General features: G+C 61.1%; 15 protein-coding genes. 6 read left to right on the top strand and 9 right to left on the bottom strand.

Going from position 1 to position 15,193, the window contains the following annotated elements:
• Positions 1–10: 10 nt before the first annotated feature.
• Complete coding sequence (gene panC / locus N7U68_RS13845) at positions 11–859, bottom strand: pantoate--beta-alanine ligase (protein ID WP_263047182.1); 849 nt, start codon at positions 857–859, stop codon at positions 11–13.
• Positions 856–1,695, bottom strand: coding sequence for a 3-methyl-2-oxobutanoate hydroxymethyltransferase (gene panB, locus N7U68_RS13840; protein ID WP_263047181.1), 840 nt, complete (start codon positions 1,693–1,695; stop codon positions 856–858). The genes panC and panB overlap by 4 nt, the downstream gene beginning before the upstream one ends.
• 204 nt (positions 1,696–1,899) lie before the next feature.
• Here panB and N7U68_RS13835 point away from each other — a divergent pair, with 204 nt between their 5' ends.
• From N7U68_RS13835 to N7U68_RS13820, 4 genes are all read left to right on the top strand, one after another.
• On the top strand, positions 1,900–2,688 hold the full coding sequence (locus N7U68_RS13835; protein WP_263047180.1) for a hypothetical protein: 789 nt from the start codon (positions 1,900–1,902) through the stop codon (positions 2,686–2,688).
• Between the two features lie 70 nt (positions 2,689–2,758).
• A complete protein-coding gene (locus N7U68_RS13830) occupies positions 2,759–3,925 on the top strand; it encodes a winged helix-turn-helix domain-containing protein (protein ID WP_263047179.1) in 1,167 nt (388 codons plus the stop codon).
• Positions 3,926–3,995: 70 nt separating this feature from the next.
• Positions 3,996–5,177 carry an AMP-binding protein gene (locus N7U68_RS13825; RefSeq protein ID WP_263047178.1) on the top strand — a complete coding sequence of 394 codons (1,182 nt, stop codon included), beginning with the start codon at positions 3,996–3,998 and terminating at the stop codon, positions 5,175–5,177.
• Complete coding sequence (locus N7U68_RS13820) at positions 5,174–6,280, top strand: thiolase family protein (RefSeq protein WP_263047177.1); 1,107 nt, start codon at positions 5,174–5,176, stop codon at positions 6,278–6,280. Before N7U68_RS13825 ends, N7U68_RS13820 begins: the two co-directional genes overlap by 4 nt.
• On the opposite strand, the gene N7U68_RS13815 is transcribed toward N7U68_RS13820, so the two are convergent.
• Genes N7U68_RS13815 through N7U68_RS13805 form a run of 3 tightly spaced genes read right to left on the bottom strand, consistent with a single transcriptional unit; the run spans position 6,277 to position 8,145 of the window.
• The gene (locus tag N7U68_RS13815) at positions 6,277–6,822 is read right to left on the bottom strand and encodes a biotin transporter BioY (protein ID WP_263047176.1); all 546 of its coding nucleotides are present in this window, start codon (positions 6,820–6,822) and stop codon (positions 6,277–6,279) included. The genes N7U68_RS13820 and N7U68_RS13815 overlap by 4 nt on opposite strands.
• 26 nt (positions 6,823–6,848) lie before the next feature.
• Positions 6,849–7,445, bottom strand: a complete 597-nt coding sequence (locus N7U68_RS13810; RefSeq protein WP_165194619.1) for an energy-coupling factor transporter transmembrane component T family protein — start codon at positions 7,443–7,445, stop codon at positions 6,849–6,851.
• Entirely contained in the window at positions 7,420–8,145 is a 726-nt protein-coding gene (locus N7U68_RS13805; RefSeq protein WP_263047175.1) for an energy-coupling factor ABC transporter ATP-binding protein, read from the bottom strand. Before N7U68_RS13805 ends, N7U68_RS13810 begins: the two co-directional genes overlap by 26 nt.
• A 164-nt stretch (positions 8,146–8,309) precedes the next feature.
• Between N7U68_RS13805 and N7U68_RS13800 the strand changes: the two genes are divergently transcribed.
• Together N7U68_RS13800 and N7U68_RS13795 are read left to right on the top strand one after the other, a co-directional pair.
• Positions 8,310–10,499, top strand: a complete 2,190-nt coding sequence (locus tag N7U68_RS13800) for a thiamine pyrophosphate-dependent enzyme (protein WP_263047174.1) — start codon at positions 8,310–8,312, stop codon at positions 10,497–10,499.
• Complete coding sequence (locus tag N7U68_RS13795) at positions 10,496–11,527, top strand: ACP S-malonyltransferase (RefSeq protein WP_263047173.1); 1,032 nt, start codon at positions 10,496–10,498, stop codon at positions 11,525–11,527. The genes N7U68_RS13800 and N7U68_RS13795 overlap by 4 nt, the downstream gene beginning before the upstream one ends.
• A 30-nt stretch (positions 11,528–11,557) precedes the next feature.
• Here the strand turns inward: N7U68_RS13795 and N7U68_RS13790 are convergent, their stop codons facing one another.
• From N7U68_RS13790 to N7U68_RS13775, 4 genes are all read right to left on the bottom strand, one after another.
• Positions 11,558–12,958 carry a TRAP transporter large permease gene (locus N7U68_RS13790; RefSeq protein ID WP_165194626.1) on the bottom strand — a complete coding sequence of 467 codons (1,401 nt, stop codon included), beginning with the start codon at positions 12,956–12,958 and terminating at the stop codon, positions 11,558–11,560.
• A 10-nt stretch (positions 12,959–12,968) separates the two neighbouring features.
• Positions 12,969–13,601: a TRAP transporter small permease subunit gene (locus N7U68_RS13785; protein WP_263047172.1), complete on the bottom strand. Its 633-nt coding sequence runs from the start codon at positions 13,599–13,601 to the stop codon at positions 12,969–12,971.
• 118 nt (positions 13,602–13,719) lie between these two features.
• Positions 13,720–14,736, bottom strand: a complete 1,017-nt coding sequence (gene dctP / locus N7U68_RS13780) for a TRAP transporter substrate-binding protein DctP (protein WP_165194629.1) — start codon at positions 14,734–14,736, stop codon at positions 13,720–13,722.
• A gap of 195 nt (positions 14,737–14,931) precedes the next feature.
• Positions 14,932–15,138: a cold-shock protein gene (locus tag N7U68_RS13775; protein ID WP_165194631.1), complete on the bottom strand. Its 207-nt coding sequence runs from the start codon at positions 15,136–15,138 to the stop codon at positions 14,932–14,934.
• Positions 15,139–15,193: the final 55 nt, after the last annotated feature.

Below are 15,193 nucleotides of genomic sequence, written 5' to 3'. Positions count from 1 at the left end.
AAAATCCCTGTCATTCCCCTATGGCGATGTTGTCGATCAATCGCACTCCGGCCAGCCACGCCGCCGCAAACAGGCGCGCCGGGCGCATCGGCGCGTCCAGCAACGCCAAATCATCCGCAGCACGCATTTCGAGGTAATCCACCTTGGTGAAATCCGCGGCCTCCAGTCGTTTCACCGCATCCGCATAGAGTGTGGAAAAGTCGCCACCAGCGGCCACCCCTTCTGCAATCTTTTCCATCTCTTCAAACAGGATCGGCGCTCTCACCCGCGCCCGGTCCGACAAAAGCAGATTGCGCGACGACATGGCCAGACCGTCAATTTCGCGGATCGTCGGACAGCCATGCACCGTAATCGGAATATCCAGATCGCGCGCCATCCGCCGCACCACCTGAAGCTGCTGGAAATCCTTCTCGCCAAAAAACGCATCGCTGGCAGAGCTCTGGGCAAACAGTTTGGCAACCACGGTCGCGACGCCCTCAAAATGACCGGGGCGATGTACCCCGTCCATCACGTCCGTCAGGCCAGAGACAGACACCGTGGTGGCAAAGCCATCGGGATACATCTGATCCCCGTCCGGTACATAGATCGCATCGACGGCAAAACGCGCCAGCTTGCGTGCATCCTCGTTCTCAGTACGCGGGTAGTTGGCCAGATCTTCCGGATTATTGAACTGCTTTGGATTGACGAAAATCGTCACGATGACACGGGCGCAGACCTTTTCCGCCGCTGCCACCAGCGACAGATGCCCGTCATGCAGCGCCCCCATCGTGGGTACGACGCCGATCCGCTCGCCTGCGCGGATCCATTGCTGGGTCATCCCGCGCAGCTCTGACAGGCTGCGCACGATTGGCGCGGTCACGTCTTGGACCTCTTGGAGGGCACCGTATCGGCAAATACATGCTCTTCACTTGGGAAGCTACGCTTGCGCACTTCATCGGCATAGGCGGCGATGGCTGCCTCGCCTTGCTCGCCCAGTGTCGCATAGCGTTTGACAAATTTGGGCTTGAACGCGGTAAAGAGGCCCAGCATGTCATCCACCACCAGAATCTGGCCATCACACCCCGCCGATGCACCGATGCCGATGGTTGGTATCGCGACCTCAGCCGTAATTCGATCAGCAAGGCTGGCGGGCACCTTCTCCAGCACGACCGAGAATGCCCCGGCATCCGCCACGGCCCGCGCATCCGACAGCAAAGCCGCGGCTTGATCTGCACGGCCCTGCACTTTGTACCCACCCAACGTGTTGATGGATTGCGGGGTCAGGCCGATATGCGCCATGACCGGCACGCCACGCGCCACCAAAAAGGCGATCGTGTCAGCCATATGCACGCCCCCCTCCAGCTTAACAGCCGCGGCACCTGTTTCGGCCATCAGACGGGCGGCATTGCGAAACGCCTGTGCCGGGTTTTCCTCATAGCTGCCAAACGGCATGTCGACGACCATCATTGCCTTTTGCAATCCGCGCGCAACAGCCTTGGCGTGCAGAATCATCATCTCCATCGTCACACCAAGGGTCGAAGGAAGGCCATGCAGCACCATCCCCACGCTGTCACCGACCAGCACGAAATCACAATGGTCGTCCATCATTCGCGCCATGGGCGTTGTGTAGGCCGTCAGGCTGACCAGAGGCGTGCCGCCTTTGGCCGCGAGGATATCGGTCGGCATGGGGGCGGTCTTGCGGGCGGTGGCGCTCATCAGCTTGCTCCGGTTTCGCTGCGTTGCGGCGTTGCGTAGCAAGAAATGCCGGGAATTTCCACACCTGAGTTCGTTTGGAGCGTTCTATCGTGTCTAATCACAACCCCGGCATGTTCACGCTGCCCGCCTGCCGGTGCCTTGTCTTTACCCGGCAAAGCAGGTCTGATGTATCCATCCATTCGCCCATTGCAGGAAACTACCGACATGCGTTTTCTTGGCTGTCTGCTGACGATCTGCCTGTTGCTGACGCAACCAGTGTCAGCAGAGGACCCGCCGCGTGCGCAGGTCAGCAAGGCTGACATCGTGCGTCTTCTTGGGCGTATTTTCACTGAAGAAACCGTGCAGGACGATCTGGTTCGGTTAGGCTTCAAAGGGCCTAATCTGGCATTGGCGACCACCCAGATGCGGCGGATCATGACAGACCCTGATGTGGCTGGCTACATTGCAGATCAGGTTCTGGCCTTCAGTGCAGACGGCACGCTGCCCGGTCAGGCGGGGGCACAAGGCTCGCTCTGGGGGGTAATCGACCGCGGCGTGGGACATCTGCCCATGCGCGATTTGCGCTACTACTATTTGGTAGAACAGACCGTGCTGAACGCCATGCCAACCCGCGATTGTGGTTTGGCAGTCAAGGAACGTCTGTCGCCTGCACGGCTGTCTGACGCGACCGCACGGGCGGCGGCCCGCCTCAACACTCCTGCGCTGAAACAGTACTACCGCATTCAACTGGACGCAGCCCGGTTTGGCGCGACGCGTCCGCCGGTGACGATGCCGGCCGCCCGCATGGAACAGATCGAAGCCAAGATTTTTGACGCGCTACTTGCGCGGCTGGCCGGGGCCAAGAACGAGACCAGCATGATCCGAACCTTTGCCCGGCTCGACCAAGCGGATAACCGCAGCGCCTGTACAGCCGGGCGTCTGTTCATCGACACGGTGATGAACATGAAAGGTCGTGATCAGCATGACGCGCTCGTCCTGCTCAGCATGCCCTGAGTTTGTCTGCCCCGTTGCATCCACTGGCCGTTTGTCGCAAACAGTCTGCTTCTTCGGCACAGGATAACCCATGACCGCCCTCAGAATACCAAACCGGCAGGCACGTCACCTCTGGCTCTGGACCAACGGGCTATCCGGGACACCGACGGGAAAAGTGGATGTCATGGGTATGATCCGGCATCTCGGGTTCGTGCAGATTGACACCATCCGTAACGTAACCCGCGCCCATCATCACATCCTGTGGACCCGCAACCAGAATTATCGCGAGCGTATGCTATGGCCGCTGCTGGGTCGTGACCGATTGCTGTTCGAACACTTCACCCATGACGCGTCACTTATCCCGATGGAGACGTTGCCAATCTGGCAGCGCCAGTTCCGGCGTCTGGGTGCAAAGGTGGCAGCGCATGACTGGTATCAATCCGGCCTCGCGCGCGATCAGATCGCCCAGATCCGCGCCCGGATCGAGGCCGAGGGCGCCTTATCAACACACGCGTTCGACACACGCGCTGCCAACCGCGAGATGTGGGCGCGCCCGCCACATAAAAAGGCGCTTGATCAAATGTGGTACGCAGGTGAGCTGGCGACCTGCTACCGCAAGAATTTTGTAAAATTTTATAATCTGGGCGAACGGGTGTTCCCCGCGCATCTGCGCGAAGGTCCATCCGACCGCGACCAGATCGACGCACTGTGTGATGGCGCGCTTGATCGTCTCAGCATCGCCAGTTGTGGCGAGGTACAGCGATTCTGGGGCGCGATGGACGCGAGCGAGGCGCGCGGTTGGATGACCCGTCGTGATCTGGTGCCCATCGAGGTGGAAGGTGCGGACCGCAAATGGACAACCTGCTACGCCCCGCCTGACATTGAGGCACGACTGGAGGCACTGCCCAGTCCTACGGCGCGATTACGTATCCTCAACCCGTTCGATCCCGCCATCCGCGACCGGGTCAGGCTGAACCGGCTGTTCGGTTTTGAATACGTTAACGAGATGTTTGTACCGCAGGCCAAACGGCGTTGGGGGTACTACGTCTACCCGCTGCTCGAAGGGGATCGTTTTGTCGGTCGGATCGAACTAAAGGCCGATCGCGCAGCAGACTGGATGCACGTCACCGGGTTCTGGTCCGAGAACCGCATCAAATGGCCCCTCAGCCGACTGGATCGGCTCGACGCCGAGCTGATCCGCTTTGCACGGCTGGCGGGTATTTCCGATATCCGATGGAATGTCCCCCGACCTGCGTAACTGTTGGCTTTATTCTCAGCACATTGAGCAGTAATCTGCCAGACCAGACAATGCAGCGCAGGAGACACCCGTGGCCTTGGCCCCCACCGAAATTCCGGCCCCTGCAATCGCACCGACCCAGTTTCTCTGGCATCCGGCCACGCGGGGGTATGAACGCGGGGAATTGGCATCATCTGATAGTGCATTGGGCCAGTTGCGCATCGCCATGCAGAGCGGCAAGGGTTTTGCGGTCGCACAAGAAGGGCTTGGCCCGATGCTGCCCCCCGGTATCCTTCAATGCCAGACCGGCGGCACCACCGGGACACCAAAACTGATCGAACGCAACCATAGTTCGTGGATCAGCAGCTTCATTCAAAACGCACATCACTTTGGTATCGGACCCGGCACAGCCGTCGGGTGCTTTGGTGGTCTGGGCCATTCGCTCGCTCTTTATGCCGCAATCGAGGCCGCGCACATGGGGGCGGATATCCATATGCTGGTGGGGCTGCGGCCACGCGCGCAAATCGCCGAACTGTCCCGGCATAACGTCTCCGTGTTGTACGCGACGCCGACGCAACTATCACTTTTGACCACGGTGCAGGCGACGCTGCCCGCAGTGCGGCATGTCCTTTGCGGCGGGGGCCAGTTAGGAGCGGAAGCGCGCAACAAGGTTCATATCCTCTGCCCGAGCGCAGAAATCACGGTATTTTACGGCGCTTCCGAGACCAGTTTCGTGAGCCTCTCTGACGCGCACACCCCACCCGGTTCTGTCGGGCGCGCCTATGGGACCGCCCGGATCGAGATTCGCAATGGCGGAGAGGTCTGGGTATCCAGCCCCTATCTCTTCAGCCACTATGCCAGCGGTCACAGCGTCGAGACCCGGCGTGACGGCGCGTTTCTGACGGTGGGCGAGATGGGATGGCTGGACAAGGATGGCTATCTGTTCCTGACAGGCCGCCGCGATCGCATGGTTCGCATCGCTGAACAAAGCGTTCATCCCGAGACTGTTGAAGCGCGGCTGTTAACCGATCCAGATGTGGCAATGGCCTGTGTGCTGCCGCGTGACGACGCCGCGCGCGGGCAGGTTCTGGAGGCGGTGATCGCCAGCGCGCCGAACCCCACACTGGCCGACAGGTTGGACCGTGACTGTCGTATTGCATTTGGCCCCCTAATCGCGCCGCGTGCGTTCCATTTCCTGCCAGAACTTCCCTTGCGCGCAGCGGGTAAACCCGATCTCGCCCGCCTCGCCGCATGGCTGGACTCGCTTGCATGACGCACACTTGGATCATTGCCGCGCGACGCAGTGCCGTGATCCCGCGGGGTGGTGCCTTTGCGGCGCTGGACCTGCACGATCTCGCGGTCCCCGTGATCCATGGCGCACTGGCCGATGCCTGTCTCGACCCCGTACAAGTCGACGAACTGGTCCTTGCCAACGCGCTCGGCGCCGGTGGTAATCCGGCGCGTTTGATCGCGCTGGCCGCCAATCTGCCACAGCATGTTGCGGGCCTGACGATCGACAGGCAATGCGTAGGTGGTCTTGATGCGATCTTGCTGGCCGACACGCTCATCCGCGCCGGGCATGCCGACGTCATACTTGCAGGCGGGGTCGAGAGTTATTCGCGACGTCCCTTGCGGCTGCGCACCTTTGCCGACAATCGCACACCCGAACCGTATGATCAGCCGCCTTTCGCCCCGACACCGGCGCAAGATCCCAATATGGCAGAGGCCGCAAATGCGCTGGCCCGGAGCCGCAGCATCAGCCGCGAGGCACAGGATGCCTTTGCCATCCAGAGCCATGCCAGCGCGCTCACAGCACAGTCGCGGATGGTCGGTGAAATCACTCCGATTGCAGGTATTGTGACGGACCCATTCACGCGCCGACTGAGCCAGAAGACTTGTGCCCGCGCGACGCCGATCGCCGGCAGTATCACCGCTGCGAATGCCGCCGTGGCCGCCGATGCTGCCGCGATCTGCGTTGTTGTCTCGGACAAGTTCGCGGCACGGTTCACCGGGCCAAAGGCACGGATTTCCGCTGGTGCCACACTGGGTGCGGATCCGGCACAGCCGGGCATCGCCCCGATCGCCGCAATTCGTGCCAGCCTGACCACCGCCGGCATCAAACCGGGCGATCTGAAGGTGATCGAGATGATGGAGGCCTACGCGGTGCAGGCAATGGCCTGCATCGAGGAGGTGGGGCTAAACTCCGCGCGCACTAACCTTGGCGGCGGGGCCTTGTCGCGCGGGCACCCCATCGGCGCGTCCGGCGCGATCAACGCCGTGCGCCTGTTTCACGAGCTGCAACGATCAGGCGGCTCCGGGCTGGCCGCAATCGCAGCGGCCGGTGGCCTCGGCACGGCTCTGGTTTTGGGGGGCTAGCTGCGCGACAACACCGCAGCAGGCCGCGCGCGCGCCAGCGCAGATGTTAGCATACCCGCGATCGCCGCTTTCAGGATATCACCCGGAATGAACGCCGCGACCAGCATCGCTGCCTCGGGCAGAGATTTTTCCAGCATCAGCGCCAGACCCGCCGTCCCGAACGCATAAAGTACCACGATCCCACCCAATGCGGATGCGATCCCGGCCACCAGAGTCAGAGGTGCATTGCGCCAGCGCTCTGTAATCAAACCAGTCACGAACGCTGCAATCGGAAAGCCCACGAGAAAACCCATCGTCGGCGAGGCAAAGACACCCAATCCACCGCGCCCGCCCGCCAGAAGCGGCAGACCCATCGCCACCAGCAGCAAGAAAAGCAGCACCGCCAGTGCGCCCCTGCGTGCGCCCAATACTGTGCCACACAACATCACACCCAGACTCTGCGCCGTGATTGGCACGCCGAACCCCAACGTGACCTTTGGGATCAGCCCAAGTGCTGCAATGAGAGCCGCGAAAAGGGCGATAAGGGCAATGTTGCGTTCCATGGCATGTCCTTTGTTGTGATGTGCGGTCAGACTCCACCGCGCGCCCTTAGGGCTTCGGCCACATGATCGGCGTCGTCAATAGCCAATAAGGCAAAGGGCAGGATTATCCGCCATCCCAGCCGCCGCTGTGATCGCGCACGCCACGATTGCGCCAGTTGCGCGCCCTTCGCCGCCAGCGCGGGGGTAAAGCGGATCACCAGCGCGATGCTTATCTCCAGCGCAGCGGTATTCAGACCAAGACGCCGCAACGGTGTCGCCAACCAGCGGACAACAGCAATCATATCGCTCAACCGCGTGGTCATGGTCACCAGATTGGCCAACCCCACCGCCGTCAGCAGGCGCAGCGCGATCACCGCACCCTGAACCGGCGACTGCGTGATCAGATGCCACAAGGCGATGATCACCAAAAAGGGCCAGAGGACGCGCAACCGGCGCAGACCCGCGCGCAGGAACACCGCGCCCGGCGCTGCATAGAGTGCCAGCACCGTGGCACAAGCTGCGATGTGGAACACCAATCCATCGGCGGCAAACAACACCATTGTCGCGGCACAAAGGGCAGCCAGCTTTGCACCGGCGGGCCAACCATGCGCACGGGTCTCAACCGGCGATGTCAGAGATATCATCAGCTCCTCCCAGCTCGGTCATTTTGGTGGTAAAAGCGGGCAGCACGTCGTCCGCAGGCCCATCCTGTGCAATGCGTCCGTCGGACAACCAGATCACCCGCTCAAAACCCGCTAATGCCGCCGGGTCGTGGCTGACATGCACCAAGGTGGCCTCGATCCCGTCCAGATACCTTGTCAGCTGCATCCGCGTCGGAATATCGAGCCCCGACAGAGGTTCGTCCAGAATGATCACCCTTGGGGCCATCGCCAACACCGCCATCAGGCAGACCAGCTGCTTTTGACCCTGTGACAGCGTGTGCACCGCAGCCTTGGCCCAGTGCGATTTATCAAATCGGGCCAGCATGGCGCTGGTCCCTTCGGCGACGGCCTGCTTGTCGTGACCCAACTGGCCGAGGCCAAAGGCAATCTCTTCTTCGACGGTTGGAAAGATGATCTGGTGATCAGGGTTCTGAAAGAGGATACCGACCTGCCGGATCGCCGCCTTACGATCATCGCCGACGTTCACACCACCGACGCGCACGCGACCACTGTCAGGTTTCACTAGCCCCGCCATGACCCGCGATAACGTCGTCTTGCCCGACCCGTTGCGCCCGACGATACCAATCCGCCGTTCGTGGGCTGTCAGATTGATCCCATCCAGCAATCGCCGACCATCGACGGCCAAATCTACATCCAGCATCTCCAGAAGAGGCGGGGTCATCAGGCGGCGCTCCTCTCGCGGTCTGGTGTTGCGGGACGCGGCTTCTTACACCCGGGCAGTTGGGCGAGACAAGGGGCGTGGACAGGCTTGCGGTCACATCCCAATCGCCTAATGTACGCAGGATTACGCGCGCCCCAAGGCCGCATGACAGCATGAGGCCCCCAATGGATCGCGCCGAAATCGTACACGAAAATTTCCTGAGGCTCTGCCAACAGGGGGATTTGCCGATAGGCGCGCCGCCCACAGAAGCTCTCACCAAGCAGGAGGCAATCACGCTCTTTCGCGCGCAATGCCTCAGCCGCGCACTCGACCGGACCAGTCGAGCAATGCAAAAGGCCGGGCAAGGGTTCTACACCATCGGATCATCAGGCCACGAGGGCATGGCGGCTGTCGCCCACGCCCTGCGTCCGGATGATATCGCGTTTCTGCATTACCGTGACGCCGCGTTTCAGATCGCGCGCGCCGGGCAGGTACCCGGACAGGCCATCACCTGGGACATGCTGCTAAGCTTTGCCTGCTCCTCCGAAGATCCAATTTCCGGCGGACGCCACAAGGTGCTGGGGTCCAAGGCGCTGATGATCCCGCCACAAACCTCGACCATCGCCAGCCACCTGCCCAAGGCGATGGGGGCAGCCTACGGCATTGGGCTGGCGCGTCGGCATCCGCCTGAACATCGGCAACTGCCGCGTGATGGCATCGCGATGGCCAGTTTTGGCGACGCCTCCGCCAACCATTCGACCGCGCAGGGTGCGATCAACGCGGCAGGCTGGGCGAGCATCCAGTCAGTGCCCTTGCCGCTGTTGCTGGTATGCGAGGATAACGGCATCGGCATTTCGACCCAGACACCAAAGGGCTGGATTGCCGCAACCATGGGCCACCGCCCCGGCATTCGCTACTTCCATGCCGATGGTCTGGATCTCTACGATACGGCACGCGCCGCGGCCGAGGCTGCTGCCTATGTTCGCCGCCATCGGAAACCCGCGTTTCTGCATCTGACAATGGTGCGCCTGTACGGTCACGCAGGCGCCGACCTGCCTACCACATATCTGCCGAAATCCTTGGTCGAGGCCGAAGAGGCCAACGATCCACTGCTGCATTCGGTGCGCCTGCTGGACAGTGCCGGTGCGTTAAGCCGCAGGGATGCACTGGCGATCTACGAGGAAACGCTGGCGCGAGTCACGCGGGTCGCGGACGAGGCCGTGCAACGGCCCCGACTACAAACTGCATCCGATGTCATGGCCAGCATCATCCCGCCCAAACGGTCCTGCGCTCTGACCAACGGGCCGTCTGACGAGGCCCGCGCCGCCGCCTTTGGCAGCGACCTGAAACAAATGGATCAACCCCAGCCCATGAGCCGCCTGATAAACTGGGCGCTCACCGACCTGATGCTGGAACATTCCGAAATCGTCGTGATGGGAGAGGACGTGGGGCGCAAGGGTGGCGTCTATGGGGTCACGCGGGCGTTGCATCAAAGATTCGGCACCGACCGTGTGATCGATACGCTGCTGGATGAACAAAGCATTCTGGGCCTCGCCATTGGCCTCGCTCATAACGGGTTCATTCCCATGCCCGAAATCCAGTTCCTCGCGTATCTGCACAATGCCGAGGACCAGCTGCGCGGCGAGGCCGCGACCTTGCCCTTCTTCAGTCAGGGCCAGTTCACCAATCCAATGGTGCTGCGGATTGCCGGACTGGGCTATCAAAAGGGCTTTGGCGGGCATTTCCACAATGACAACTCACTGGCAGTTCTGCGCGATATTCCCGGCCTGATCATCGCTTGCCCGTCCTCGGGCGCGGATGCGGCCTGTATGCTGCGCGAATGCGTGCGGCTGGCGCGCGAGGAACAACGGGTGGTGGTGTTCGTCGAACCCATCGCCCTCTATCCGATGCGCGACCTGCATGAGTCCGGTGACGGCGCATGGATGGATACCTACCCCGCGCCGGACCGCGTGATCACGCTGGATACGGTTGGCACCCATGGCGATGGCACCAATCTGGCTATCGTCAGTTATGGCAACGGGCATTACCTGTCACGGCAAGCGCAGGCACGGCTGGCTGCGGACGGCATAAACGCGCGGGTGATCGACATGCGCTGGATCGCCCCTGTACCCGAGGCCGCTCTGCTGGAGGCAACCAAAGATTGCGACGCCGTGCTGATCGTCGATGAATGCCGTCGCACGGGCGGGCAGGCCGAAGGTCTGATGGCGCTCTTTACCGAAAAAACGGTACAGCCCGTTGCACGACTGACCGCCGAGGACAGCTTTATCGCCACTGGCCCCGCCTATGCCGCAACGATGCCCTCTGCAGACGGAATCGTGAACGCGGCCAAAGCATTGCTGGAGACATGGGAATGACGCGCCGCGCGGTCCTGATCTGCCCCGGCAGGGGCACCTATAACAAGGCAGAGTTAGGCTATCTGGCGCGCCACCACGGCGCGCGTGCCGATGCGCTGGCAACGCTTGATGCGAGGCGCAAGGCCGAGGGACAGGAAACCCTGACGGCGCTCGACAGTGCCGATCGGTTCGAGCCGAAAAAACACCTGCGCGGCGACATTGCGGCGCCCTTGATTTATGCGTGTTCCGCGCTGGATGCGCGGGCTCTGGCAGATGATATCGAGGTCGTCGCGATCACCGGAAACTCGATGGGCTGGTACACCGCGCTGGCGGCTGGTGGCGCGCTCAGCCTTGAGAATGGCCTGCGCGTAGCGGGCACGATGGGCCGACTGATGCACGATGCGATGATCGGCGGGCAGTTGATCTATCCCTGCACGGACGACAACTGGGGGCCTGATCCCGCGCGTCGCGCCACTCTGCTCGAATTGGTGCAGGAGATCGACGCAAAGGAAGGTGCCATTCTACGGCTGTCTATCGACCTTGGCGGGATGTTGGTACTGGCGGGGGATAAGGACGGGCTAGAAGCGTTTGAACGTGCGGTTCCAACCTTACAAGACCGCTTTCCTTTGCGCCTGCCGGGGCACGCGGCGTTTCACACAGACCTGCAAGAACCCATAGCAGCTGCCGGGCGCGCGGCACTTGGCCAAGATCTGTTTCAACCCCATGCCACACCGTTGATCGACGGGCGCGGCGCGATCTGGTGGCCGGAGGCCTGCGATGTTGCCGCGTTGCGGGCGTACACGCTGGGCCATCAGGTGACAGAACCTTATGATTTCGCACGGGCCATCGCGGTGGCTGGGCGCGAGTTCGCACCTGATCTGTTCATCATCGCGGGCCCCGGCACAACGTTGGGCGGCGCTGTGGCGCAATCGCTGATCGCCGCAAATTGGCGTGGGATGGCGAACAAAGTGGATTTCCAGACGTGGCAGGAGACCGGGCCCCATCTGGTGTCGATGGGGCGCGAGGATCAGCGCGGGACCGTGACCTGAAACCTGTTGGCTACAAAGTCTCTAGTTTTGTCACACCTGTCCCGGCAGCCAGAGCACGATCATCGGAAAGCTGACCAAAAGCGCGATGGTGATCCCGTCCGCGATAAAGAACGGTGTCACGCCCTTGAATACGTCCTGCACGCTCAGATCCGGCCGGACACCCGCCACGACAAAACAGTTCAGACCGATCGGGGGTGTTATCAGGCAAAATTCAGCCATCTTCACCACCAGTATCCCGAACCAGATCGCACACATTGGCCCCGACATGCCGAATGCGCTGTCAGCGGCACTGACAAATTCGCCACCGTTCAGCGCCATGACTGCTGGATAGACCACCGGCAACGTCAGCAACAACATCCCGATGGCATCCATAAACATACCCAGCACGGCATAGGCCAGTAGGATGCAGATCAGGATCAGCATCGGCGACATGGTCAGCGATGTGATCCAATCCGAAAACGCGCCGGGCAGGTCGGCAAACCCAAGGAACCGCACATAGACCAGCACACCCCAGATGATGGTAAAGATCATCACGCTCAGCTTCGCCGTTTCCAGCAATGCGTCTTTCAGCTCGGCCCAGCGCATGCCACGCCAGAGCGCCATCAGGAATACAACGAAGGCCCCGATGGCCCCACCCTCGGTAGGCGTGCCCCAAGCGTCACCGCCGAACGGGTTGTAGACGAAAAAGATGATGGTCACGACCACCAGTACAATCGGCAAGGCAGGCGGCAATGACGCAAACCGCTGACGCCATGTGAATCCACTAACCGGCGGCCCGAACCCCTTGATCGTCAGCGCCATGCCGATAATCAACACAGCATAGACCAACGCGGAAAAGACACCCGGAATAAACCCGGCCAACAGCAGCTTGCCCACGTCCTGTTCCACGATGATCGCGTAGATTACCAGAATGGCAGACGGCGGGATCAGTGACGCAAGCGTGCCGCCCGCTGCGACCACGCCCGCAGCAAAGCGTTTATCATAGCCGATTTTCAACATTTCGGGGATCGCAATCCGGGCAAAGACCGCCGCCGTGGCCACCGATGCGCCACTGACCGCCGCGAACCCCGCTGTTGCGAATACCGTCGATACGGCCAACCCACCGGGCACCCACGCAATCCAGCGTTTCGCCGCCTCGAACAGGGCTTTGGTCAACCCGGCATAGTAGGCCAGATAGCCGATCAGGATGAATGTCGGGATCAGGCTCAGCGCCTGACTGGACACCTTGGAATGCGGCACCTGACCGGCGGTTTTCACCGCCACAGTCAGCGCCCACATGAAATCATCGGGGTCATAGCCTTTCTTGGACCAGAAAATCCAAATCAGCCCCACCATCCCGGCCAATGCGGCGGCAAAGGCCACCCGCATGCCAAGGACCACAAAAACCAGCATCACGCCGGTGACGGCCAGTCCAATATCAATCGGTTCCATCGCCCTGCCCCTACTCGTCTCGGCCCGAGACATGCTCGGCTTCCATCAGCGCCTGCGTCGCCGCATCCATCACCAGCGGCACGGCCACGGGTGTCTCGGCACCTTGGACAAAAGCGCGGGCATATCCCCAAACCTGAAGCGATAATCGCAGGCACAGCACGCCGAACGCCACAGGTGCCAGCAGTTTCGCCGGCCATAGCGGCAACGCTATATCCATCGAGCTATCACGACTCCACAGCGGTGAGCCGAAATCGAAACTACGAGAGAAATGCGCCCAACTGCCCCAGACCATCAGGATCATCAGGATCAGGATCGCGAATGTGGTCAGAAACTCGGCCGCCCAGAGGAATCGCCCCTTAAGCGCGCCGACGACGATATCCATGCGGATATGCCCACCATCGCGCTGTGCATAGGAAACGCCCATAAAGGCGATCAGCGGCATTGCCTGCTCGATCCAGTCCACATAGCCGGGCAGTGGGTTATTGAAAAAGTTTCGCCCGCTGACGGAAACCACCGCGAGGATCATCAGCGAAAACACCGCCAGACCACTCACCAATGCCAGCACTCGCTCCACCTTGTAGAGCCGCCGATCAATCCGGCTGATTGTGCTGTCGTCGGACAGAACAGAAGCTGCTCCTGCCATATCGTGTCCCCCCTGATTTTTTATTTTTATCGTTGAGGTTGCCTCCGGTCGTCCGGGCCTGATCGGGGACCGCACGCGGAGACAGAAGGCCCCGGGAAAAGCCCCGGGGCCGACCGGTTCACATTCCCTTCAACTCTTCCAGTTTGCTGGTGGCAAAATCATATAGCTCTTGCGCAGGCAGACCGCGGGCATTCATATCCTCGATCCAACTGGTCGCCGCAGGGCCGGCAACCCGCTCTTTGAACGCCGCCAGACCCTCGGCAGAGAAACTGACCCGCTCGATCCCGCGCTCATCCAGCGCCGGACCCCATTTGGCCATGGTATTGTTGGTATAGTTGTCAACGTAATGATCCAGCGCCTCGTCAATCGACCCCAACAGCGCCTCGCGGTTGGCGTCGCTCAGATCATTCAGGGCATCGGTATTGGCCACGACCGGGCAGTTGACTGTGCCGGGGTTCAGGTTGGTCGTCCACCACTTGCCATTCTCAATGGTGCCGAACGCCATGTGAGCATGAGGGGCAAAGGCCACAGCCTTGACCACGCCACTGTCCATCGCCTGACGCACTTCGGTTGCCGACATGGATGTTGGCACTGCGCCGACGGCTTCCATTGCCTTGCCGATCCCGCCGGTGGCGCGCACGCTCAGACCCTCGAAATCCTTCAGTGCAGCGGGAGCGTCACCCAAACCGACCAGATTGTATTGCGGCATCGGCGATGGCATCAACAGTGTCGCGTTCCAACGCGCCAAATCTTCCTTGACCGCGTCCTGCGCATAGAGCGCCATCGACAATTCGCGCTCCTGCTCCAGCGTCTCGACGCCTAGGAAAGGCAGTTCCAGCACGGTAATGGTCGGGTTCTTGTCACGGTGATAGCCGGCACAGAACTGGGCCATCTCGAACGCACCGATGGAAATGCCATCAAGGTTTTCCTTGTTCTTGCTCAGGCCGCCGTAGCTGATGTTCAGCGTGAACTCGCCGTTTGTCTTTTCCGACACCAGCTCGGCCAGCTTTTCGACATGTTCGGTGAACGCGCGGCGCTTGCCCCAGACCGAGACATTCCATTCCGTCGCCATCGCTTCACCGGCAAAAGCCAGGCTGATCGCGGCAACGGCGCCATATTTTAGATAGTGTTTCATGCGTCTACTCCCATTGGACGTTCTTTTTTCATGGAGCACACGATAACGAACCAGCCGAGATTGCCAAACGACTATTTTGGACTGCGTGTAAAGCGAGCCAAGAGAATCCGTACGACTTGGGTCTTATCTCACTACCGCAGAACGCAAAACGGGCGGCAACGGGAAATCCCGAAGCCGCCCGCCTGTTGTCAGAGCTTATGCGAGCTGAAGGTTCGCGGCGCTCTCGCGGCCGTCGCGGCCGGATTCGATGTCGAACGTGACTTTCTGATCATCTGCCAGAGAGGTCAGACCAGCGCGCTCAACGGCGCTGATGTGAACGAAAACGTCCTTGCTGCCGCCATCGGGTGCGATGAAACCAAAACCTTTAGTCGTGTTGAACCATTTTACGGTGCCAGTGGCCATATCCGTAGTCTCCTGATTGGTGCTGCCCGCATTGTGCGGCAACGTGGCGTAGTCG

The sequence above is a fragment of the Roseovarius pelagicus genome, assembly GCF_025639885.1.
Lineage (GTDB): Bacteria > Pseudomonadota > Alphaproteobacteria > Rhodobacterales > Rhodobacteraceae > Roseovarius > Roseovarius pelagicus.
This window is presented reverse-complemented; position numbering and strand designations above follow the sequence as displayed.

Excerpts from the sequence above, each read along its gene's own strand:
- panB (WP_263047181.1), bottom strand. The coding sequence starts at position 1,695 with ATGAGCGCCACCGCCCGCAAGACCGCCCCCATGCCGACCGATATCCTC.
- N7U68_RS13835 (WP_263047180.1), top strand. The coding sequence starts at position 1,900 with ATGCGTTTTCTTGGCTGTCTGCTGACGATCTGCCTGTTGCTGACGCAA.
- N7U68_RS13830 (WP_263047179.1), top strand. The coding sequence starts at position 2,759 with ATGACCGCCCTCAGAATACCAAACCGGCAGGCACGTCACCTCTGGCTC.
- N7U68_RS13820 (WP_263047177.1), top strand. The coding sequence starts at position 5,174 with ATGACGCACACTTGGATCATTGCCGCGCGACGCAGTGCCGTGATCCCG.
- N7U68_RS13815 (WP_263047176.1), bottom strand. The coding sequence starts at position 6,822 with ATGGAACGCAACATTGCCCTTATCGCCCTTTTCGCGGCTCTCATTGCA.
- N7U68_RS13810 (WP_165194619.1), bottom strand. The coding sequence starts at position 7,445 with ATGATATCTCTGACATCGCCGGTTGAGACCCGTGCGCATGGTTGGCCC.
- N7U68_RS13805 (WP_263047175.1), bottom strand. The coding sequence starts at position 8,145 with ATGACCCCGCCTCTTCTGGAGATGCTGGATGTAGATTTGGCCGTCGAT.
- N7U68_RS13800 (WP_263047174.1), top strand. The coding sequence starts at position 8,310 with ATGGATCGCGCCGAAATCGTACACGAAAATTTCCTGAGGCTCTGCCAA.
- N7U68_RS13795 (WP_263047173.1), top strand. The coding sequence starts at position 10,496 with ATGACGCGCCGCGCGGTCCTGATCTGCCCCGGCAGGGGCACCTATAAC.
- N7U68_RS13790 (WP_165194626.1), bottom strand. The coding sequence starts at position 12,958 with ATGGAACCGATTGATATTGGACTGGCCGTCACCGGCGTGATGCTGGTT.
- N7U68_RS13785 (WP_263047172.1), bottom strand. The coding sequence starts at position 13,601 with ATGGCAGGAGCAGCTTCTGTTCTGTCCGACGACAGCACAATCAGCCGG.
- dctP (WP_165194629.1), bottom strand. The coding sequence starts at position 14,736 with ATGAAACACTATCTAAAATATGGCGCCGTTGCCGCGATCAGCCTGGCT.
- N7U68_RS13775 (WP_165194631.1), bottom strand. The coding sequence starts at position 15,138 with ATGGCCACTGGCACCGTAAAATGGTTCAACACGACTAAAGGTTTTGGT.